The organism is Chryseobacterium sp. StRB126, assembly GCF_000829375.1.
Taxonomy (GTDB): Bacteria; Bacteroidota; Bacteroidia; order Flavobacteriales; family Weeksellaceae; genus Chryseobacterium.
In genome coordinates, this window is the sequence record NZ_AP014624.1 from 5,080,605 (window position 1) to 5,102,713 (window position 22,109).

Below are 22,109 nucleotides of genomic sequence, written 5' to 3' on the forward strand. Positions count from 1 at the left end.
CTGATCTATATTAAAGTTTATTATTTTGTAGGTGCTGACTGAGGATTTGCTTGCTGTTGTGCAGCAGGATCAATCTGCAATTGTTGTTGCATCTGTGCATTTGGATCTACTTTTGGAGCTGAAAGCCCTGTTAGTTTATCTAAAATGGTTACCAGTTCCTGCTCACCAAGGTTTACAAATGATCTGCTGGCAATTTTTCCATCTTTATCAACAATAACAAAGCAAGGTAATTTAAATCCGTATACTCCATATTTTTTAGCAATATCAGATTCCATTCCTTTTTCTCCGTATACATTTACTCCTTGAATACCTTTTAATAATGAATTGCTAGTTTTGATAAACTGATCTTTTGTATCATCTACGTTCACAAAAACAAAGTTCATTTTGGTTTTGTAGAAATTAACAACTTCTTTTAAAACCGGTACTGTAGCTTCTCCAATATAAGGATTCCATGAAGCATAGAAGAATAGCATATAAGGTTTCCCTTTATTTTCAGAAAGCTTGTATGCTTTTCCATCCTGTTTTACTAAAGCCGCTTCCGGAGCTACTTCACCGATTTTAAGACCTGTAATTGCCATCTGCATTTTTAACAGGTCACTTTTGATGGTAGCATCTTTGATATCTGTATCAATTAATTTTTTGATTTTATCAATATTTGCTGTAGTAGTAGTTGGATGAATATCAGCCTGAGCCATTACAAATGCTAAAAGATAATCTTTCGCTGTTTGGGAAATATCTTTTTTAGTGCTTAAATATTTAGCAAACATTTCTGAAGTGGTAATTCCAGTTTTATTTTTACTGTTTGCTTCTGCATATTTCTGAAAATCAGGAGTCATTTTTACCAGAAGATACTGTCTGTAAAGTGGAATAGTTTTCACCATAGCTTCTTTATCATTATCCAATTTGGTCTGATAGTCCGTTAAAGCCTTGGAAGGTTTATAAGACGGATTACCTGCCATAGCACCATGAGACATTTCATAATTGGCAAGAAGGTTAAGAACGGTTACCTTAACATCGTTTTTCTTCCATTCCAAAAGTGCTTTGCTAGGGTTATTTTTGGCTGCCAGATCATCAACATTTTTATTGATGTCTGCTTCTACTTTTTGCATCCCTTTAACAAAAGCTGATTCATCTCCGGCCATTAATTGTCTTAGGTCAATTTTATTACCATATTCGCCTAAGAACTTCTGAGAAGCTGTAAGGAAATCGTTATTCTTTTTAGCATCTCCTGTAATAACATATTCGTTCGGGAATGTCATTGCATTTCCTGAGATATTTACTTTTTGTCCTCCTTCAAGGTAGATCAGGTTTTGTTTGTTAGCATAATTGATAACATACATTCCGTCTTTAGGAGCTTCAAAACTTCCTGAAAAGTTACCCTCTTTATCAAGACCGATATTAATTAAAGGTAGTGTTCCTACTCCAGAAGCTTCTACAAATTCGATTCTTTCTAATGGTGAGCTTCCTGTAATTTTTCCTTTTACTTCTACTTTTTTTGAACAAGACATCACGAAGATCGCAATGATAAACAATAAAAGATATTTTTTCATTTCAATTTTTAATATTACACAAAAATACGCTTTTTAGGGCATGTTAATTCACACTGATAATTTTTTTTAAAAATTTTATTACCACCAATAAAAAGCGAGACCTCAATTGCTTTCTCTATCAATTTTTTACTGGTGAAAAACAATGAAAATAATGTGTTATTCACATCATTCAACTGCCCTCCAAATATATACTTATTCAGCAAAGTAAACCTAAGATCTATTAATAAGTTAACAAACTTTAACAGCCAAACTGTAGATATAAAAAAAATCGTCCCCGGAACGAGGACGATTTTTAAGTATTTTGAATCAATTCTATCCTTGATCTACAAGAGCAGACATGTATTCTCTGTTCATTCTTGCGATATTTTCAAGAGAAATACCTTTAGGGCATTCAACTTCACAAGCTCCAGTGTTTGAACAGTTTCCGAATCCTTCTTCATCCATAGCTTTTACCATGTTTAGAACTCTTCTCTTAGCTTCTACTCTACCCTGAGGAAGTAATGCATACTGAGAAACTTTAGCTCCAACGAATAGCATTGCTGATCCGTTTTTACATGTAGCCACACAAGCTCCACATCCGATACAAGCAGCAGCATCCATCGCTTTGTCTGCATCTTCTTTAGGAACAGGAATTGCGTTCGCATCCAATGTATTACCAGAAGTGTTTACAGAGATGAAACCACCTGCTGCCATTACTCTGTCGAATGCGCTTCTGTCTACCATTAAGTCTTTGATAACAGGGAAAGCAGCACTTCTCCATGGTTCAATAACGATAGTCTCTCCGTCTTTGAACATTCTCATGTGAAGCTGACAGGTAGTAATTCCTGTATCAGGACCATGGGCTCTACCATTAATGTAAAGAGAACACATACCACAGATTCCTTCACGACAGTCGTGATCGAAAGCGATAGGCTCTTTACCTTCGTTAATTAAATTTTCGTTCAGGATATCCAACATCTCCAAAAATGAAGAATCTGTAGATACATCTGATATTTTATAGGTCTCAAACTGACCTTTAGATTTATTATTTTTTTGTCTCCAAATTTTCAGCGTAAGATGTAAGCCTTTTTTTGCACTCATAATGTTATATTTATAGGTTGGAGATTATTTGTAACTTCTAGTTTTAACCTCGATGTTGTCGTAGATCAGTTCCTCTTTATGCAACACTTCCGCGTTGATATCTGCTCCCTGATATTCCCAAGCTCCAACGTATTTGAAGTTTACGTCGTCTCTTTCCGCTTCTCCGTCCGGAGTAGCGTGATCCCAACGGAAGTGACCACCACAAGATTCTTCTCTGTTTAGCGCATCGATAGCCATTAATTGTCCTAATTCAAGGAAGTCTGCGACTCTGAATGCTTTTTCAAGCTCAGTGTTCATTCCTTCTCCTTCACCAGGAACTTTTACGTTCTTCCAGAAGTCGTTTCTTACTTCTTCAATTTCTTTGATTGCTTCTTTTAATCCTTCAGGAGTTCTTCCCATTCCTACTTTATTCCACATAATGTGTCCCAGTTTCTTGTGGAAGTGGTCTACTGAATGAGTTCCTTTATTATTAATGAAGAAATCAACTTTATCTTTAATTTCTTTTTCAGCTTCGTCAAACGCTGCTGAGTTGGTAGGAATTGCTCCTGTTCTGATATCTGCAGAAAGGTAATCTGCAATAGTATAAGGCAATACAAAATATCCGTCTGCAAGACCCTGCATCAATGCAGATGCTCCAAGCCTGTTAGCTCCGTGATCTGAGAAGTTAGCTTCACCGATAACGAAACATCCAGGGATTGTAGACTGAAGGTTATAATCAACCCATACACCACCCATTGTATAGTGAACTGCAGGATAAATCTTCATTGGAGTTTTGTAAGGATCATCAGCAGTAATCTTTTCGTACATTACGAATAGGTTACCATATTTCTCCTCAATCCAGCTCTTACCAAGATCATAGATCTGCTGATCTGTAGGATTGTGAATATGTTTTTCAATAGCGGCTTCTTTACCTTTTTTCATGATCTCCGTAGAGAAATCCAGGTAAACACCTTCCTGAGTATCATTATTTTCGATTCCGAATCCAGCATCACATCTTTCTTTAGCTGCTCTTGAAGCAACGTCTCTCGGTACAAGGTTACCGAATGCAGGATATCTTCTTTCTAAATAGTAATCTCTATCTTCTTCTTTAATATTTTCAGGTCTTAATTTACCTTCTCTGATCGCTACTGAATCTTCAATCTTTTTAGGAACCCAGATTCTTCCGGAGTTTCTTAATGATTCAGACATCAAAGTTAGTTTAGACTGCTGAGTTCCGTGAACCGGAATACAAGTAGGGTGAATCTGTACGTAACAAGGGTTTGCGAAGTAAGCTCCTTTTTTGTGGATTTTCCAAGCTGCAGAAACGTTGGATCCCATTGCATTGGTAGAAAGGAAATATACGTTTCCGTATCCTCCTGAAGCGATTACTACTGCGTGAGCAGAGTGTCTTTCAATTTCACCCGTTACAAGGTTTCTTGCGATAATTCCTCTTGCTTTACCATCAACAATTACCAGATCAAGCATTTCATGACGGTTGTACATCTTGATTCTTCCTTTACCGATCTGACGGCTCATTGAAGAGTACGCTCCTAATAATAACTGTTGTCCTGTTTGTCCTTTTGCGTAGAATGTTCTTTTTACCTGAACCCCACCAAATGAACGGTTATCTAACTGACCGCCGTAATCTCTACCGAAAGGAACTCCCTGAGAAACACACTGGTCAATAATATTTGCAGAAACTTCCGCTAATCTGTAAACGTTAGCCTCTCTTGCTCTATAGTCACCACCTTTAATGGTGTCGTAGAATAATCTGTAGGTAGAGTCACCATCTCCCTGGTAATTCTTAGCTGCGTTGATCCCTCCCTGAGCTGCAATAGAGTGCGCTCTTCTTGGAGAATCCTGGTAGCAGAATGCTTTTACATTGTATCCTTGCTCAGCTAAAGTAGCTGCAGCAGAACCTCCTGCCAAACCTGTACCTACAACAATAATATCAATCTTATCTCTGTTGTTTGGTGCAACAAGGTTCATATGATCTTTATGATTTTTCCACTTGTCTTTAAGAGGACCCGCTGGAATTCTTGAATCTAATTTACTCATACTAGTATATTGATATTATTGAGTTATAAAATGAAAAACTGCCACGATGATAAATCCTGCCGGAATAAGGATAGAATACCATGTTCCGAAAGCTTTAATAACAGGCGTGTATTTTGGATGTCTTGCTCCAATAGACTGGAATGAAGATTGGAATCCGTGAGCTAAGTGTAAGCCTAATAGTACAAAAGAGATCACATATAAAGCAACTCTCCAAAGATCAGCAAACTTCTCATGAAGCTCTGGCCAGAAGCGTTCTGAATCAGGAGCTATTCCCTCTACATACTTATAATTGATTTCATGTAACCAGAAATCATATAAGTGAAGCGCCAAGAAAGCCAACACAACTGCCCCGGAAATAATCATATTTCTGGACATCCATGAAGAATTTACAGCAGCATTGTTGGATGCATACTTTACTGGACGCGCTTTATTATTCTTGATCTCCAATACAAATCCCATCGCAAAATGGAATATTACTGCAAAACCAAGAATAGGCTGCATTAAGAACTGCACAAAAGGATTATAGCCCATAAACTCAGATGCTGTATTAAATGCATCCCTGTTTAGAACTGATAACAAATTGGTTGTCAAATGCAGTATAAGAAAAATCAGCAAAAACATAGCTGATAATGCCATAGCGTATTTTCTACCTATCGTAGAACTCGTTAAACCTGCCATATAAGTTTAAATTTGAATTTCCCACAAAATTAAGAAATGTTAACAATATCGAAAAGTGAGAAATCTCACAATTAGACAGTTTGTAATCTTTCTAAATAAGAGCCTTATACGTTGTTAATAAAGGAAAACAAAAAAATCATAAATCTTTATTTCACATCATAAATCTGATCTCCAAAAACTATTTTTTTAGTTGAAAAAGGAATCCGTTTTATTTCAAATTGATCTATTCTTCTGGAAGAACAATAAGGTTCAATGATATATTGTAAAACCTTTTCTCTGCCTACCCTATCAGGAATCCAAAAACAGACATTATTCCCTTTCTTTATGGAGATGATTTTATTCTTATTAAAGGAATGCAAAAGTACTTCTTCCTTCTGATTTTCAATAATATTACATCCGATTCTTATCACCAAGAATGCCAAAATAGTGATTATGAAATTCATTGAATTTTTAAAGTTTATTTTTAAAATCAATGCTCTTAACAAATATATGGCTATTGATATGACTAATACTTCAATCAGATTCATCGGAATGTTTTTAATAAATACCCAATCTGCTCCGGCAAACCAGTGAATAACCTTCAGAAGTATTTGTATAACTCCATCATACAATTGATTAATAAAACTGAAATCCAGACCAAAGGCAATAAGAAAAGTCATCAAAAATGAAAACACAATAATCACTTCAGAAAAAGGAACAATAATCACATTAGCAACAATCGAAACAAATGAAAATTGGTGAAAATAATACAGAACCAACGGAAGCGTTACCAACTGAGCTGACAAGGATATGGTAATGGTATTAAAGATCAGTTTTTTTAAATAATTATCTGCTTTTGGAAAATATTTTAAAAGTGGCTGATTCAACCAAAAAATTCCTAATACCGCCAAAAAACTAAGCTGGAACCCCACATCAAAAAGCTGCTGAGTGTCAAGAATTAAAATAATAAATGCTGACAATGCCAGCGAGTGCAACAAATCTGGCTTTCTCTGCAATAAAACAAAAATAAAATACACACACAACATGATACATGCCCTCAGCACCGAATTTCCGAAGCCGATAAATAAAGCAAACAACCAAATAAAAATCAAACTTAAAATAATTGAATACTTCCTGAATTTCAAAGGAATACAACGGACCATTAAAAAATTAAAAAGTCCGAAAATAATCACAATATGAGTTCCGGAAATGGCTAATAGGTGCACCAGCCCAGATCGGTTGAAATCTTGTACAGTGTCCATATCCATTTCTGTTCGATCTGCCAGAATAATTCCTTTCAAAAATGCCCTAGTAGTTCCGGACATATCTGTCTTATCTATTTTCTGTAGGACATTGAGTCTGTATTGGCGGATTTGTTCAGTAAAACTCAAATCATTCCGTTCAACAGCAAAAAAAATTTTCGAAAGATAAATTTGATAGTCAATGTCCTTCCGTTTCAGATATTTCGCATAATTGAATTGAAAATCGTATTGGGGTTGCCGGGGCTGTGTGATATAAGCTTCAGCTTTATAATAATTCTTATAATCTAATTCCTCATGGTTTTTCGGAATATAAATAATTGAATTAAAACTTTTTTTCCCTAAACGAACTATTCCTTCATACTTTTTATATTTTTCTGTTGAATTTAATTTCTGGGAAATTTTCAAAATAACAGTCTCCATTTTATTCGCAGAGGTATTAGCTTTTGGAGAATGATTATTAAAGAAATGAAAAACTAAACCCATTCCGAAGAAAAGTATCCCAAACAAAATAACCCTGGTGTTATGTAAAAAATAAGTATTGAAGAATATAGAAATTAAGATTCCAGTTTCAATGATAGCCACACTATACATCCGTTCTTTTCCCAATAAGAAATAGTCCTGAAAAAAAATTCCAAGGATAAAGCATATAACTAAGATCAATAGGGGTTCCTTATTCAATTCCAATTAAATATATCACCAAGATAAGAAATTTAACAGTTCATTGTTATTACTGTAATTACTAAATAAAACACCCTGTTATCTTTAAAGAGATTAACAGGGCGCTTATTTTTTTCCTATGAAATTACGTTTGCATAAAAAGTTTTACTTTCCTTTCAAAAACTTATCTGTTAAACGCTTTGTTTCTTTGATGTACATCCACGGATCTTTTCCATAGTTTTCGTAGATGAAGCCTTTTATCTTTTTAGGAATTGCAGGTTCTATCTGTGTTCCCTCATGCCATTCGTTAAATGAAGTAATTCCTATAAATTCAGGATTAATTGTAATAGCTGCATCAAACATTCTTTCATAATATTTTCCGTCTTCTCTGCTTTTAAAATTAGCTTCATTCCAAGGTCTGATTCTTGTATCTGAATAGCCTGGGCCCACACATGGGATAAAAATAAGATGATGATCTTTTGCATACTGAGCCATATACTTCCAGTTAGAAGCTGTGCTTCCAAAAACAAAACCTTCACTGGCAAAATAAGTGTAAAAACCATCAAAACCGGAAGTATCAAAAAAAGCTGAATCATTTTTCTCTACCCATAAACCAATGTAATAGCCATCTAATTCTGTATTACGTATTGTTTTCTCTCCGTTTTTAGAAAGCAATTTCGACCACTCTTCCGGAGCTATTTTATAACTGTCATACACATAATACAAAGGTTTTCCGTCTTTTTTGTAAAAAGCATGATGATGAGCATATGCTTTCACAAGATAAGAAAGCTGATCTCTAAATTCTGTAACGGATTTATAGAAAGGCTCTATATGAAAGGCTATTTTTAAATGAAAACGGTCTGCAATATCCAGATACTGCATCACCCTTTTATCAGTAAAAGAATCTTTCCCCAGCCAGCTTATCACCACAACACCCACACCAGCCTCTTTCATCATCTTCATGTGTTTCTCAATAATCGTTTTATCATTGGAACTATAATTTCCTAATTCAGGATAAAAATTAGCTCCAATATCTTCCCCTCCTTTGTAATGTCCGAGATTATTCCATTTAGGGTTGCTCCAATGAGGAATAATTTCATGATTCCAATGCTGCAGGCCGCCGTCAGTTTTCTGGTTTCCATACCAGCCATAATAGAATATCTGCACTTTATCTCTTGATATTGTTTCTTCCTGGGAAAAACTTATTGAAAAAATTGTACAGGCAAGTAATAATAAAAAATTCTTTAGATGTTTCATGGTAATAAGGGAATTATATTTCCGGAATTGGTGTCAGGTTTTTAAAATCACCTCAGCCGCATGATCGCTGGCCCCTTTGCCTCCAAGCTTTTCTCTCAAAAGGCTATAGTCATGCAGGACCTGTTCTCTTTTCCCTCCTTCTAAAATTTTATTAAGCTCATCCACCAGATTCTTAGTATTCAGATCACTCTGGATAAGTTCTTTCACCACTTCTCTATCCATGATAAGATTCACTAATGAAATATAGTTGATATTTTTAACTAATCTTTTGGCAATGGCGTAAGAAACAGCACTTCCACGATAACATACCACTTCAGGGATATTCAGCAGCGCCGTTTCTAATGTGGCAGTCCCGGAAGTTACCAGAGCTGCTTTGGAACATCTCAGTAAATCATACGTTCTGTTCGACACAAAGTGTACATTATCATCCACATATTTCTCATAAAAATCCTTGGGAAGACTTGGTGCTCCTGCAATCACAAACTGATAATTTTTAAAATGGGGTCTTACGGAAAGCATAATTTCAAGCATCTTTTCAACCTCCTGTTTTCTGGAGCCCGGTAAAAGTGCAATAATTTCTTTTTCGTTCAATCCATTTTCTTTTTTAAAGTCATCAATACTGATTTCTTTTAAATCAGAGATCGCGTCCAATAAAGGATGGCCTACAAAGTGTGAATGAATCCCATGCTTTCTGTAAAAGTCTTCCTCGAACGGAAGAATGACCATCATTTCATCTACATATTTTCTGATAATCTCTACTCTCCCTTCTTTCCACGCCCAAAGCTGTGGTGAAATATAATAAATCACCTTAATTCCCAATTCCTTGGCAAATTTGGCAATTCTTAAATTAAAACCGGGATAATCTACCAAAATCAGAACATCAGGTCTATTGTTTTGAATATCTTCTTTGCAGAATTTAATGTTATTTAAAATGGTTCTCAGATTCATGACAACTTCCAAAAAGCCCATGAATGCCAGATCACGATAATGTTTTACCAGTGTTCCGCCCTGAGCTTTCATCAGATCACCGCCCCAAAACCTGAATTCCGCATCCGGATCCTTTTGTTTAAGCGCTTTCATCAAATTACTTCCATGAAGATCACCTGAAGCTTCTCCTGCAATAATGTAATATTTCATTTCTTCCGAAATCTTTATTTGTTTTAATGACCCCTCAGAAACAGCCTATATTTTGAATCATGGGCAGTTTCTATGGTAAGGATAGAGAACAAATTAAAATGTATATTGATCTTAATTCGTAAATTTGTTCAAAGATAATGATAAAAATGTCAGAAGAATTTGAAATCCGAAATAAAGTTGCTGAAAGCGGCCTTGTGAATTTTGACCTTACCACTTTACTTCCAAAAGGGGAAAGAAAAGGTATTGACCTTAAAGATTTCCTTTTTCAGGAAATGATCCTGAAGGAAAAAGATTTCCGAGAAAAGGTAGAAGCTATCAACGTAGAAGAATATAAAGATTCATATATCTATATATACAATTCTGTAGACACCATTATCCCCCTTTGGGCTTATTTTGTACTGACTGCTAAACTAACTGATGTAACCAAAAAAATTGTGTTTGGAAACCGCGAGGATCTGGAAGTTATTCTGATGCATAATGCTATCCAGACCTATGATTTTGATGATATGAGAGGAAAAAGAGTGCTGGTAAAAGGATGTTCGGATAAGGAAATTCCTGAAAATGCTTATATAGAATTGGTAGAACAGCTAAAACCTATTGTAAAATCTCTGATGTTTGGAGAAGCATGTTCTAATGTTCCGATTGTGAGAAACTAAGAACAAATCAATTCTTTATAGTGTATTAACTGCCAATTTTTCAACATTTGCATTTCTTTTGTTGATGACTTATCTTACTACTCCACAACAATAAAGCATTTTGAGATATCCATCAGAAAACTTTAACAATAATTATGAATCCAAAAAATTTTGTGAGGCATATTTTTTGATAACTTTGAGTCAATTAATACTTTAATAAACACAAAAAATGAGCTTAATAGACCTCCTTACAGGGAACACTAGCAACCAGGTTGCTGAACAGGCTGAAAACAAATTCGGAATCAATAGAAATCAGGTAATAGCTTTATTAGCAGTAGCCGCTCCTCTTATCATTTCTTACCTAAGAAATAAATCTCAGGATGCCAAGGAAGCTGAGGCGTTAAACAGTGCTTTAGACAAAGATCATAACGGAAGCATCTTAAACGATCCTTCACAAGTTGAAGCCAGACAGGCTGAGGGTGGATCTATCCTTGACCATATTTTTGGTGGACAAAAGAGCACAGTAGAAAACCAGTTATCACAGAATACAGGAATTTCAATTGATAAGATAGGACCTATTCTTGCGATGTTAGCACCGGTTGTTATGGGATATATTGGCCAGCAAAAACAACAGAGCAATGTTGGAGCAGGAGGTTTAGGTGATCTTTTGGGCGGAATCTTAGGAAATGCCTCTAACCAGGCACAGGCTCAACAATCTAACCCATTAAATGACATCCTCGGAAGTGTTTTGGGTAATGGACAAGCTCAATCATCAGGAAATCCTTTGAATGACATCTTAGGAAGCGTACTTGGCGGCGGCGGCGGAAACCAACAGCAACAAGGTGGCGGACTAGGAAGCATCCTTGGAAATATTTTTGGAAAATAATTAATTTAATTTGTCATAAAAAAAGACCGGAGAAGTTTTCTTCGGTCTTTTTTATTGTCATTACTTTTTAGGTTTTTCCTCTGGTGCACCAATAGACTTCGATGCTTTTCTAGGTCTCCTTTTTCCATAGTTTCCGGAATGAATCTTCCCTTTTCTTGATTTTTTGTCTCCCTTTCCCATAGTAATAAGTGTTTGTTGTTACTACGAATTTAGGGAATATATGACTTATATACAATCGTTTAAAGGATTTAGTTTTATGAGGGAAGCTGAAGGCGGGAAGAGGGAAGTTCTGCCAGTCGTTAATTTCATATGATCATTTAATTAAGATAAAAGATGATCATCTGTACTTTAATCTTCATAAACTCCTAGCTTTCATCCTCCAGCTTCCTTTCTCTTAAACCTTAATCGTCTTCCACTTTCCTTTTCTAAACAAAATAAAAGCAACAATTGTAATCAGTGTCTCTGCTGCAGGAATGGAGATAAATACTCCTTTTGGTCCCATTTCCAGGTATTTGGAAAGAAAATAAGCCAAAGGAATCTGGAATAGCCAGAATCCAAAAAGATTTACCCAGGTTGGTGTCCAGGTATCTCCTGCTCCGTTGAAAGCATTAATCATCACCATTCCTATTCCATAGAAAATAAAACCTATACTCATGATGTGAAGTGCATTTTTAGCAAAATTCTTGATCTCTGCTTCCTGCGTAAAGAAACTTACTAAAAAGTTACCAAAGAGAATAAATATCAAGCTTACAATTACCATAAAAATTACATTATACTTCACTGTTTTCATTACAGATTGTTCTGCTCTCAACATTTCATTGGCTCCCATATTCTGCCCTACCAAAGTAGATGCTGCATTACTTAATCCCCAAGCCGGAAGCATAAAGAACATCATTAACCTTAATGCTGTCTGATAACCGGCAGAAGCATTTTCGCCACCAGTAGTTGCTACCAACTCTGCCAAAAAAATCCAGCTGCATGAAGCAATCACAAATTGGAAAATCCCGGGAGTTGCAATTTTTACAATAGATTTAATTAAATTATAGTCTGCTTTAAAATAAGGAAGTTTAATCCTAATCTGTGTGTCTGCCACCAAAAGATGATACAGCTGATAGATCACTCCAATACTTCGCCCAATAGTAGTCGCCAAAGCAGCTCCGGTAAGGCCCATTGCAGGAATAGGTCCAAAACCTTTAATCAGAACAGGGCAAAGAATAATGTTGGCAATATTGGCAATCCATAAGCTTTTCATTGCAATCATCGCATTTCCTGCTCCTCTAAAGATCCCGTTGATAAGGAATAAAAGCATAATGATTGTGCTGCTTCCCATCATAATTCTCGTAAAGTCTTTTCCATAAGCAGCCGCCTCCGGTCTTGATCCCATCAGGATCAGAATTTCTTCAGCATAAACAACACCTAAAACACTTAAAACAAGTGTTATTGCAAATGAAACCAACAATACCTGTGCTGCGCTTTGGGAGGCCTGTTCCGGATTTTTCTCCCCAATTCTTCTCGCTACCATCGCTGTTGCCGCCATACTCATCCCAATTGCAATGGAGTACATTACGGAAAGTACAGACTCTGTAAGCCCCACCGTCTGAATGGCAAAACCACTCTCCTTCAGATGTCCCACAAAATACAGGTCTACTAATGCAAACACTGATTCCATCGCCATTTCCAACATCATGGGAATAGCCAGAAGCAGAACAGCACTTCTGATATTTATCTTCGTAAAATCAGTTTCTTCTCCACGAAAAGCTTTTTTAAAAAAGTCAATATATTTAGTCATTGTTCTGATTATAATTTATATATTCTCAAAAATACAAATCTGCTTTGTAGTATGCCTTAGCAATTGGCAATAAAATTAATCAGAAGTTTTTTTATTTATAAAACCTGCAAAAATCTTATCTTTGCCAACGAAAAAATCAAGGTTCAAAATAGAGCCTTAAACATTGAACTTTAAACAAATAATTATGTTTCGATCACACACCAACGGAGAGCTATCTCTGAAAAATCTGAATGAAGAAGTTACACTATCTGGATGGGTACAGACTATCCGTGATAAAGGATTTATGATTTGGGTAGATCTTCGAGATCGTTACGGAATTACCCAGCTGGTTTTTGACCAGGAGCGTTCTTCTGCACAACTGATGGAAGAAGCTAAAAAATTAGGCCGTGAATTTGTTATTCAGGCTACCGGAAAAGTTATTGAAAGGGTAAGTAAGAATCCTAATATTCCTACAGGAGAAATTGAACTTTTAGTTGAAAAACTAACCATCCTGAACGATTCTCAGCTTCCTCCTTTCACTATTGAAGATGAAACGGACGGTGGAGAGGAATTAAGAATGAAATACCGTTACCTGGATATCAGAAGAAATCCGGTAAAAGATAAATTGATCTTCCGTCATAAAATGGCTCAGAAAGTAAGAAATTATTTATCTGATGAAGGTTTTATTGAAGTGGAAACTCCTGTTTTGATTAAATCTACTCCGGAAGGAGCAAGAGATTTCGTGGTTCCAAGCAGAATGAACCCGGGGCAGTTTTATGCATTACCACAGTCTCCACAAACCTTCAAGCAGCTTTTGATGGTAGGTGGAATGGATAAATATTTCCAGATCGTAAAATGTTTCCGTGATGAGGATTTAAGAGCCGACAGACAGCCGGAATTTACACAGATCGACTGTGAAATGGCTTTCGTAGAGCAGGAAGATGTAATGAACGTTTTCGAAGGAATGACTAAAACTCTTATCAAGGATATTACAGGTCAGGAATTTGGAGATTTCCCAAGAATGACTTTTGCTGATGCAATGAGAAAGTACGGAAATGACAAACCGGATATTCGTTTCGGAATGGAATTCGTAGAACTTAATGAGCTTGTAAAAGGAAAAGACTTTAAGATATTTGATGAAGCTGAATTGGTTGTCGGAATTAATGTAGAAGGATGTGCAGACTATACAAGAAAGCAGATTGATGAGCTTGTGGATTGGGTAAAACGTCCACAGATCGGAGCTTCAGGTATGGTTTGGGCTAAATTCCAGAATGATGGTGTGAAAACTTCATCGGTAAATAAGTTCTACAACGAAGAAGATTTAGCAAAGATCATTGAAAAATTCGGGGCTAAAGAAGGAGACTTAATGTTGATTCTTTCTGGAAACGAAAACAAAGTAAGAGCACAGCTTTCTGCATTGAGAATGGAGCTTGGTAACCGTTTAGGATTAAGAAAAGGAAATGTATTTGCACCACTTTGGGTTGTTGACTTCCCTCTATTGGAATGGGATGAAGACTCTGAAAGATTCCACGCTATGCACCACCCTTTCACTTCTCCAAAACCTGAAGATATTCACTTATTGGAAACAGATCCGGGTAAAGCAAGAGCTAACGCTTACGATATGGTTCTTAACGGAAATGAAATTGGAGGTGGATCTATCAGAATTTTTGACAGAGATCTTCAATCTAAAATGTTTGACCTGCTAGGATTCTCAAAAGAAGAAGCAGAAGCTCAGTTTGGATTCTTAATGAATGCATTCAAATTCGGAGCACCGCCACACGGTGGTTTAGCATTCGGGTTTGACCGTTTAGTAGCTATCCTGGATGGAAATGAAGTAATCAGAGATTATATTGCATTCCCTAAAAACAATTCCGGGCGTGATGTTATGATTGATGCACCGGCTTCCATTGCTGATGCACAGCTCGATGAACTAGAGTTAAAATTAAATTTAAAAGCATAAATTTAAAGCGGGGTATTTGCCCCGCTTTTTTATACCATGAAAAACCCTAATACATGAATAAATCAGAGGAAAAAACAAGTACTCCACTTTCCAAAAACAAAAAATGGACACCATGGACAATTGCAATGACCATTCTCTGGTTCATTGGTCTATTTTTCTTTTTTCATGGAATCGGTTATTCAAAATATGAAAGTAGTTTAGATTTTAAAGCAGGATATTTTATAATTGGAATTCTCATTATTGCTCCCATTTACTATTATATTCATTCCACTATTGAAAGTGAAAAAGGATATCCGCTTGAAAATTTTAATAAAGAAATTGTGATTCAAGATATAAAACGTCACAAAATCTTTGAAAATATAGATTTAATCCACTCGATGATAGAAAGTTATGTTTTTGGAGTCGGTAAAGATCAAAATGATTATGCCAATATTTTCTATAACAAATCTGGTATTGAATTTGTAAAAACAAAAATAACCGTTGAATATACGAAAGATGACACTCCTCTATTCCTTACTGCTTATACCAATATTGACAAGATTACATTAAAAGAAATTTTTCAGCAATATACCTCAACAAAAGTTTACTTCGATAAATACATTCCTACCAATTATTATCTAGATCTGGAGTTTTTACAAAGCTGGGAAATACAAAATGATAAGATGTAAAAGCATAAATTTGAAGCAGGGCATTTACCCCGCTATTTTTATAATAACAGCAATTGTAAATATGGATTTCAATAAATTAACCCCGGAATTACTTGTAAGCAACCTCCATCAGTCTCAATTATTTTATGTGACGCAGCTTGGGTTTACCATAGAGTTTGAAAGAAAAGAAGACCGGTTTGTATTCATTTCCTACGAAGGCTCTCAATTTATGCTTGAGGAAGATCATCCTGATGCATGGATAACGGGTAGCCTCTCATTTCCAAGAGGGAGGGGAATTAATTTCCAAATTGAAGTAAGCGACTTGAATACTATTATCGCAAAAATCACAGAACACAATCTTTCTTACTTTAGAGAACCGAAAGAAGAATGGTACAGAATAAATGATCAGGAAGAAGGAGTAAGAGAATTATTAATTCAGGATCCGGATGGTTACCTTTTAAGATTTCAACAATATTTGGGTGAACGGGAATACAGAGAGCAGTCACAGTAATACAATATATTGTTTGCATTGTCAAAAAAATAAAAACGGGAAATATTTACTTCCCGTTTTTTATTACTATTTCATTTTCAAAATCTGCTCTCTTCCCGGCCCTGTAGAAAGATATCCCACAGGAATTTCCAATTCTGTTTCTAGAAAAGTAAGGAAATCTTTTAACTCTTTTGGAAGTGCAGAAAGCTCTTTAATCACTGAAAAATCAGCATTCCAGCCATCCAGCCATTTGAATACCGGTTTTGCATTTTCAGGAAGTGTTCCGGCATTCGTTTCAATAGTTCCGTCTTTCAATTCATAATGAGTACAGACTGCTACAGATTTTAATCCGCTTAAAACATCCGCTTTAGTCAAAACTAATTGAGTAACCCCGTTAATCATTACAGCATATCGTAAAGCAGGAAGATCCAACCACCCGGTTCTTCTAGGTCGTCCTGTATTGGATCCGAATTCATTTCCTTTTGTTCTGATCTCCTCACCCATTTCATCAAAAAGTTCTGTTGGGAATATTCCGTTTCCTACTCTTGTGCAATATGCTTTGGCAATCCCATAAATCTCACCGATTTTTTTAGGAGAAATACCTAATCCGCTGCAAGCTCCTGAAGCAGTAGTTGAAGAGGAAGTTACATAAGGATAAGTACCATGATCAATATCCAATAAAGCAGCCTGTGATCCTTCTGCCAAGATTGTCTTTCCTTCAGACATCGCTTTGTTCAGGAATAATTCTGTTTCTGTACAATTGAATTGCTTTAAAAACTCCACCGAATCAAAAAACTCTTCACGAATTGATTGTAAAGAGGGTAATTCCATCCCACCTTCAGACAAAAATTGATAATCTCTCTCTAGAATACGCTCTACTTTCTCCTGAAAATCCGATGAATATATATCCCCGATTCTTACATTCTGTCTTAAAATTTTACTTGAATATGCCTGAGCAATACCATTCTTTGTTGTTCCTATGGTTGTATACGCTGGACTTTCTTCCATGAAAATATCCAAAAGTTTATAAGTAGGCAATACAAAATGAGCCTTTTTAGAAATAATCAGATTCTTCTCCGGCTGAAGAGTTTCATCAAACTTTTTTAAATTCAGAATTTCATTTTTAAAACTTATCGGATCAAGAACAGTTCCTGTCCCAATAACATTCTGAACCCCTTGCATAAAAATTCCCGAAGGAATCATTTTAAGGGTGATTCTCTTCCCGTTTCTTTCAATGCTATGCCCAGCATTCGAGCCACCGTTGAAACGGGCTGCAATATCATAATTTTCACTGATAAGATCAATAAACTTTCCTTTTCCCTCATCTCCCCACTGAAGTCCTAATACAATATCCATATAATTATTTTTCATAGGACAAAGCTATGGCAGTTTGAAAAAGAGACCATTGCCATTTGACAAAAACGTATTTGTGTGAATGTAGAGGAGAATTACTTACAAGTATGAGGCGAGAGTTTGTTTTAATATGAGACGTATTGACTAGGTTTTGGCTAAAGCCAATGGAAGGCTTTTAAAATGATAGAACGGGCTAAAGCTCGTTCCTATTGAATATTTACAATTTGTAGATAATTTATTTTGTTGGAGCTGCATTACTCATTACTCATTACTCATTAATATTCCTCCTGATTCTGCTTAGCGATGAAGGCGTCACACCAAGGTAAGAAGCCAGCATAGACTGTGGAACTCTATTAGCAAGCCCCGGATAATGGTTGAGAAAGTGAATATATCTGGATTTTGCATCCTGATTGAGCATAATGCTTGCCACTTTAAGCTTATTTTCAGCCACAAACCCATGAATTCTGGCAAATAAAACAGGCCAGATCGTAATTTTTTTCTCTAATACTTTAAAATGACTGAGATCAATAACAAGTAAAACAGCATCTGTAATGGCTTCTATGTATTCATGGGCAGGAAGTTGATCTGTAAACCCCTGGAAATCGCCAATAAAACGACCTTCATAGATAAAATAACGGGTAAAATCATCTCCTTCCTTGTTATAATACAAAGAACGAAATACTCCTTTCTTTACAAAAGCTATTTTCTGGCTTACTTTTCCTGCTTCTACAAAAATTTCACCTTTCTTCACAGAAATTTCCTGGATACCTTCTGCAATCAGAAGTTCATCCTGTGCATTCAGCAATCCAAATTTTTTGATGTAATTAAAAAGTTCTTCCATATTATTTTATCCGCAGATTGTGGAAAGATAAAGGTATAAAAGTAGAATGTAAAAACAATTGCCATTTGGTAAAAAACAAATTGACAGCTCATAATAACCTGAAAAAACAGCTTGAAACCTTTTTAGGAAAGGAGATTTGTATGGTAAAGACATTGAAGTAAAGAATAGAATATTGATTAATTTCTATACTTTTACTCTCAAAACTTTAACTAATGAATGAATCTATTAAACTGGAAGTTCCTTTTGATGAAAATAGGGAACGAGAACATCAAAAATTTTTCTTTCACTACACATGGAAACAAGGATTTACAGAACTTAAAAAAGCAATATTTTATGCTATCTTATTTCTGTCACTTGGATTTTCCTCTTTAAATTTTATTCAGAACAATCCTGCTTCTACTATCTTTAGATATGCGGGAGTTATTTTTCTTGGTTACATTTTCTTACTTCTTTATCAGTATTTCACACGTAAAAAGAAGTTCTATGAATCCATGGAAGAGCAGATCAATGATTTTAAACAAAAAAATGAGAATGCCAGTTTTATAATTCTTGATAAAGATAATATTACTATCGAGAATTCATTGAGTACAATAGGCAGTGTATGGAGTAAAACCAGCTATAAATTCGTTGATCAATACCTTATTCTGAGTATTATTAACAGCAACCTCAATTTTGTTTTTTCTGAAAGTGATTTTAAGGAAAGAGATTATAAAACTTTCACAAGTTTCCTTGAACAATACTCAAAGCAAGAAAAATAAAGAATAATATCTTATAAAAAACTCCTGCATTGAAGTAATACAGGAGTTTTTTTATAATTTTAAATCTTGGCAGATAACTATTTATTGTAAACATGTATATCTCTCTGTGGAAAAGGGATTCCGATTCCGGCCTGATCTAAGGCTTCTTTACAATCAATGATAAGATCTTCATTCATTTTCCAGAAGTTTTCTGTAGTAGCACTCACTCTCACTGATAAATTAATTGCACTATCACCAAGTGCTGTTACCACTACCTGGGGTGCCGGCTCAGAAAGAGCATATTGATTCTTTTGAATTACTCTCATCAGAACTTCTTTTGTCTGTTTAAGGTCAGCATCATAAGCAACTCCGATATCCAATGATGTTCTTCTTGTTCCTAACTGTGTAAAGTTGGTAATGCTATTATTGGAAACCACCCCGTTAGGAATAATGATTAATTGATTCTGTGGAGTAATTAGTTTTGTGTGGAAAATATCAATGGCCTCTACTGTTCCGGAAACTCCGGAATTGGTAGAAATAAAATCTCCTATTTTAAATGGTTTTAATAACAGAATCAGAATTCCACCTGCAAAGTTTGTCAGAGAACCCTGCAAAGCCAAACCTACAGCTAAACCTGCAGCACCAATCATCGCCACAAAGGCTGAGGTTTGTACTCCTAATTGAGTAACCACTACTATGAAGAGAAGAATATTAAGTCCCCAATTGATAATATTTAGAAGGAAGTGCTGTAAAGAAGCTTCCATATTACGTTTTCTGAAACCTTTTGCAACAAGTTTCTTAATCATTCTTATCATCCATGACCCGATCAGATAAATCAATAATGCAGAAATAACTGCAGTAAAGATTCTCGGAGCCCATGAAATAGCTGAAGTTATTAAGGTATCCCAATGTTTTTGAATGCTGTTCAATTGTAAATCGTCCATTTTTATACTGCTTATTTTTATATATCATTACAGATATTCTTCCCTGTAATGCAAAATTTTAAAATGAATCTGAATAGAAAGCATATTTTTTTTCAAAAAAGATCAACCTTAACTCTTTGGAAGTTAAAATCAATGATTATATGCATTACAATAGGCTGAAAGCAGAACAGATTATTTCTGTTTACTCAATGATTATTTTAGAAATTGAATCTTGCCAGGAAGAATAATTCGAGGCTATCATTACAAAAAAAATACCGAAGTCTCATTTCAGAGAAAAAATCTTTCCTTAAAATTAATTTTGAACAGCAAAAATTAAAGAATTATGGCAATTTTGCCGCTAAGCTTTCTGGTAAAAGCCTAAGGATATGATAAATCATTTTCCATTTGAAATTAGGAACAATTGTAAAGCCATTTCCGGCATTCACAATATATTTCGCTACATAATCTGGTTCCATAATTAAGGATTCATTGAGTTCTAACCCTTCATTAATCTTTGTTCGGATATACCCTATCACCAAAGCATTAACCGTTATTTTTCTGGACGCTAGCTCTTGTCTTAATCCTGCAAGATATTGGGTGAAAGCAGCCTTAGTACTTCCATACACAAAATTACTTTTTCTTCCTCTTACTCCGGATAATGAAGATAGTCCGATGATTCTTTCCAGGTTTTTATTGCTTTCATCCATAGCAATAATGCTTAGAATAGACACTCCGCCCATATAATTAACCTCCATCATTTGTTTGGCTCCTTTAAAATCTCTCAAAGCCTTTTGATTATCCACAAGAAAACCTGCGGAATATACAGCAATATGAGGTTTTACAGCAAGTTCGTTATAAAACTGTTGATGAGAATCAAAGTCTGCAGCATCAAAATATAGCACCGTCACTTTATTCTGATCCAGATTATTGGATCTCATAAAATCTTCCAGTGATTTGGTATTTCTGGAAGCCGCCATTACAGAAAATCCTTTTTCAAGGTATTGGATAATGCTCTGTTTTGCTACATCTGAATTGGCTCCTAAAATGAGAACCGTTTTGCTTGTGTTTTGATTCATGGGGCAAAGATAATTTTTTATTGAATATTACTTTTACCGATAGCAACAAATGAATTTATACATTATAACGTTTTGATAATAAAAAAATGTTTTCATGAGATTCTTCATTACGCCATGCTTCATTCAGAATGACAGCATTGATATTGAATACTCATTAATATACACTCAAGTCCCATTAACAAACAGTATATTTAAAATAGAGCTATAAAAAATTGCGGCGGGTGAACGAAGTTCACCCGCCGCAGCCAAATATTTTCAAACTGAATTAAATTATTTCTTTTCTTCAGTTTCTGTCTCTTTTTTATCCGCTGATTTATCAGCCGTTTTTGCTTTATCTCCGAAACGATTTTCTGTCATTTCTCTAGAAACAGCAGCTTTTTCAAATTTCAGTTTTCCGGATAATGTTTCGATTACAAAACCGTCATCCTGAACCTGAGCAATTCTTCCGTGAAGACCAGAAGTAAGGACTACTCTAGTACCTACTTTAAGGGTTTCCTGAAAGTTTTTTTCTTGTTTTTGTTTCTTCATCTGAGGTCTGATCATCAGGAAATAAAACCCTACAAACATCACACCCATCATGATCAGCATCATAGATGAAGAACCTTGTGGCTGTGCCTGTAAAAATAATGTCAACATATTTTAAAAATTATGGTTGAATGTTCGCAGTGAACGTTAATTTGATTGGAGCCTTCTCTACGTTTGCAAAAACATCTGCATACTTCTGAACGTTTCCATCAAAGCTTGAAGAGTCAAAATGCAATGTAATTTTTCCTTTTTTACCAGGCATGATAGGCTCTTTTGTAAAATCAGGAGCAGTACATCCGCATCCGGGCTTTACTTCAGAAATCACCAATGGATTTTTTCCTGTATTGGTAACTTCATAAACGTGCTCTACTTTATCTCCTTTTTTAATTTTTCCGAAATCGAAATTGCTTTCAGATAAAGCGATAGAAGTAGATGGTTCGTTAGAAACCGGAGCAGCAGGAGCTTCTCCTGTTACAGATGTAGCAGCAGAGTCAGCTGTTACTGGAGTTCCTAGAGCCGTAGAATCAGTAGCTACAGCCTCAGGGCTTTGAGTTTCTTTGTTTTCTTTTTTACATGAAACTAATCCAAAGCCTATAATTGACAAGGCGATAATTGATAACGTCTTTTTCAT

Annotated in this window: 21 protein-coding genes; 6 read left to right on the forward strand and 15 right to left on the reverse strand. The window is 35.4% G+C overall.

Translation table 11 applies throughout. The features are described from left to right. Window positions 1–20: 20 nt before the first annotated feature. From CHSO_RS22985 to lpxB, 7 genes are all read right to left on the reverse strand, one after another. Entirely contained in the window at window positions 21–1,550 is a 1,530-nt protein-coding gene (locus CHSO_RS22985) for a TlpA family protein disulfide reductase (protein ID WP_045501146.1), read from the reverse strand. 312 nt (window positions 1,551–1,862) lie between these two features. Beyond that, window positions 1,863–2,630, reverse strand: coding sequence for a succinate dehydrogenase/fumarate reductase iron-sulfur subunit (locus CHSO_RS22990; RefSeq protein ID WP_045501147.1), 768 nt, complete (start codon window positions 2,628–2,630; stop codon window positions 1,863–1,865). 24 nt (window positions 2,631–2,654) lie between these two features. Further along, window positions 2,655–4,667: a fumarate reductase/succinate dehydrogenase flavoprotein subunit gene (locus CHSO_RS22995; protein ID WP_045501148.1), complete on the reverse strand. Its 2,013-nt coding sequence runs from the start codon at window positions 4,665–4,667 to the stop codon at window positions 2,655–2,657. 15 nt (window positions 4,668–4,682) lie between these two features. After that, window positions 4,683–5,345: a succinate dehydrogenase cytochrome b subunit gene (locus tag CHSO_RS23000; RefSeq protein ID WP_045501149.1), complete on the reverse strand. Its 663-nt coding sequence runs from the start codon at window positions 5,343–5,345 to the stop codon at window positions 4,683–4,685. A 146-nt stretch (window positions 5,346–5,491) separates the two neighbouring features. Further along, on the reverse strand, window positions 5,492–7,270 hold the full coding sequence (locus CHSO_RS23005; RefSeq protein WP_052480700.1) for a ComEC/Rec2 family competence protein: 1,779 nt from the start codon (window positions 7,268–7,270) through the stop codon (window positions 5,492–5,494). Between the two features lie 138 nt (window positions 7,271–7,408). Then, window positions 7,409–8,500 (reverse strand): glycoside hydrolase family 99 protein, encoded by a 1,092-nt coding sequence (locus CHSO_RS23010; RefSeq protein WP_045501150.1) that lies wholly within the window; start codon window positions 8,498–8,500, stop codon window positions 7,409–7,411. A gap of 33 nt (window positions 8,501–8,533) precedes the next feature. After that, complete coding sequence (lpxB, locus tag CHSO_RS23015; protein ID WP_045501151.1) at window positions 8,534–9,637, reverse strand: lipid-A-disaccharide synthase; 1,104 nt, start codon at window positions 9,635–9,637, stop codon at window positions 8,534–8,536. 146 nt (window positions 9,638–9,783) lie between these two features. Between lpxB and CHSO_RS23020 the strand changes: the two genes are divergently transcribed. Together CHSO_RS23020 and CHSO_RS23025 are read left to right on the forward strand one after the other, a co-directional pair. Further along, the gene (locus tag CHSO_RS23020; RefSeq protein WP_045501152.1) at window positions 9,784–10,293 is read left to right on the forward strand and encodes a DUF2480 family protein; all 510 of its coding nucleotides are present in this window, start codon (window positions 9,784–9,786) and stop codon (window positions 10,291–10,293) included. A gap of 208 nt (window positions 10,294–10,501) precedes the next feature. After that, a complete protein-coding gene (locus CHSO_RS23025) occupies window positions 10,502–11,158 on the forward strand; it encodes a DUF937 domain-containing protein (RefSeq protein WP_045501153.1) in 657 nt (218 codons plus the stop codon). Between the two features lie 60 nt (window positions 11,159–11,218). On the opposite strand, the gene CHSO_RS25510 is transcribed toward CHSO_RS23025, so the two are convergent. Together CHSO_RS25510 and CHSO_RS23030 are read right to left on the reverse strand one after the other, a co-directional pair. Then, window positions 11,219–11,338 carry a 30S ribosomal protein THX gene (locus CHSO_RS25510; protein ID WP_084221053.1) on the reverse strand — a complete coding sequence of 40 codons (120 nt, stop codon included), beginning with the start codon at window positions 11,336–11,338 and terminating at the stop codon, window positions 11,219–11,221. A 214-nt stretch (window positions 11,339–11,552) separates the two neighbouring features. Continuing rightward, the gene (locus CHSO_RS23030; RefSeq protein WP_045501154.1) at window positions 11,553–12,947 is read right to left on the reverse strand and encodes an MATE family efflux transporter; all 1,395 of its coding nucleotides are present in this window, start codon (window positions 12,945–12,947) and stop codon (window positions 11,553–11,555) included. A 184-nt stretch (window positions 12,948–13,131) separates the two neighbouring features. Between CHSO_RS23030 and aspS the strand changes: the two genes are divergently transcribed. The 3 genes from aspS to CHSO_RS23045 all read left to right on the forward strand — a co-directional run bounded on the left by aspS (window position 13,132) and on the right by CHSO_RS23045 (window position 16,044). Further along, window positions 13,132–14,886, forward strand: coding sequence for an aspartate--tRNA ligase (gene aspS / locus CHSO_RS23035; RefSeq protein WP_045501155.1), 1,755 nt, complete (start codon window positions 13,132–13,134; stop codon window positions 14,884–14,886). A 53-nt stretch (window positions 14,887–14,939) separates the two neighbouring features. Then, the gene (locus CHSO_RS23040; RefSeq protein WP_045501156.1) at window positions 14,940–15,554 is read left to right on the forward strand and encodes a hypothetical protein; all 615 of its coding nucleotides are present in this window, start codon (window positions 14,940–14,942) and stop codon (window positions 15,552–15,554) included. A 61-nt stretch (window positions 15,555–15,615) separates the two neighbouring features. Then, the gene (locus CHSO_RS23045) at window positions 15,616–16,044 is read left to right on the forward strand and encodes a bleomycin resistance protein (protein ID WP_045503247.1); all 429 of its coding nucleotides are present in this window, start codon (window positions 15,616–15,618) and stop codon (window positions 16,042–16,044) included. Between the two features lie 66 nt (window positions 16,045–16,110). Here the strand turns inward: CHSO_RS23045 and CHSO_RS23050 are convergent, their stop codons facing one another. Beyond that, complete coding sequence (locus tag CHSO_RS23050) at window positions 16,111–17,379, reverse strand: adenylosuccinate synthase (protein WP_171817682.1); 1,269 nt, start codon at window positions 17,377–17,379, stop codon at window positions 16,111–16,113. Between the two features lie 265 nt (window positions 17,380–17,644). After that, window positions 17,645–18,217, reverse strand: coding sequence for a Crp/Fnr family transcriptional regulator (locus CHSO_RS23055; protein ID WP_045501158.1), 573 nt, complete (start codon window positions 18,215–18,217; stop codon window positions 17,645–17,647). Window positions 18,218–18,429: 212 nt separating this feature from the next. On the opposite strand from CHSO_RS23055, the gene CHSO_RS23060 reads away from it, so the two are divergent. Next, a complete protein-coding gene (locus CHSO_RS23060) occupies window positions 18,430–18,975 on the forward strand; it encodes a hypothetical protein (protein WP_045501159.1) in 546 nt (181 codons plus the stop codon). 77 nt (window positions 18,976–19,052) lie between these two features. Here CHSO_RS23060 and CHSO_RS23065 read toward each other — a convergent pair whose 3' ends face one another. The 4 genes from CHSO_RS23065 to CHSO_RS23080 form a co-directional block, all read right to left on the reverse strand. After that, window positions 19,053–19,898, reverse strand: coding sequence for a mechanosensitive ion channel family protein (locus CHSO_RS23065; protein WP_045501160.1), 846 nt, complete (start codon window positions 19,896–19,898; stop codon window positions 19,053–19,055). 320 nt (window positions 19,899–20,218) lie between these two features. Next, window positions 20,219–20,953: an SDR family NAD(P)-dependent oxidoreductase gene (locus CHSO_RS23070; RefSeq protein WP_045501161.1), complete on the reverse strand. Its 735-nt coding sequence runs from the start codon at window positions 20,951–20,953 to the stop codon at window positions 20,219–20,221. A gap of 270 nt (window positions 20,954–21,223) precedes the next feature. Beyond that, window positions 21,224–21,589: a preprotein translocase subunit YajC gene (gene yajC, locus CHSO_RS23075; RefSeq protein WP_045501162.1), complete on the reverse strand. Its 366-nt coding sequence runs from the start codon at window positions 21,587–21,589 to the stop codon at window positions 21,224–21,226. 10 nt (window positions 21,590–21,599) lie between these two features. Beyond that, window positions 21,600–22,109 (reverse strand): DUF1573 domain-containing protein, encoded by a 510-nt coding sequence (locus CHSO_RS23080; protein ID WP_045501163.1) that lies wholly within the window; start codon window positions 22,107–22,109, stop codon window positions 21,600–21,602.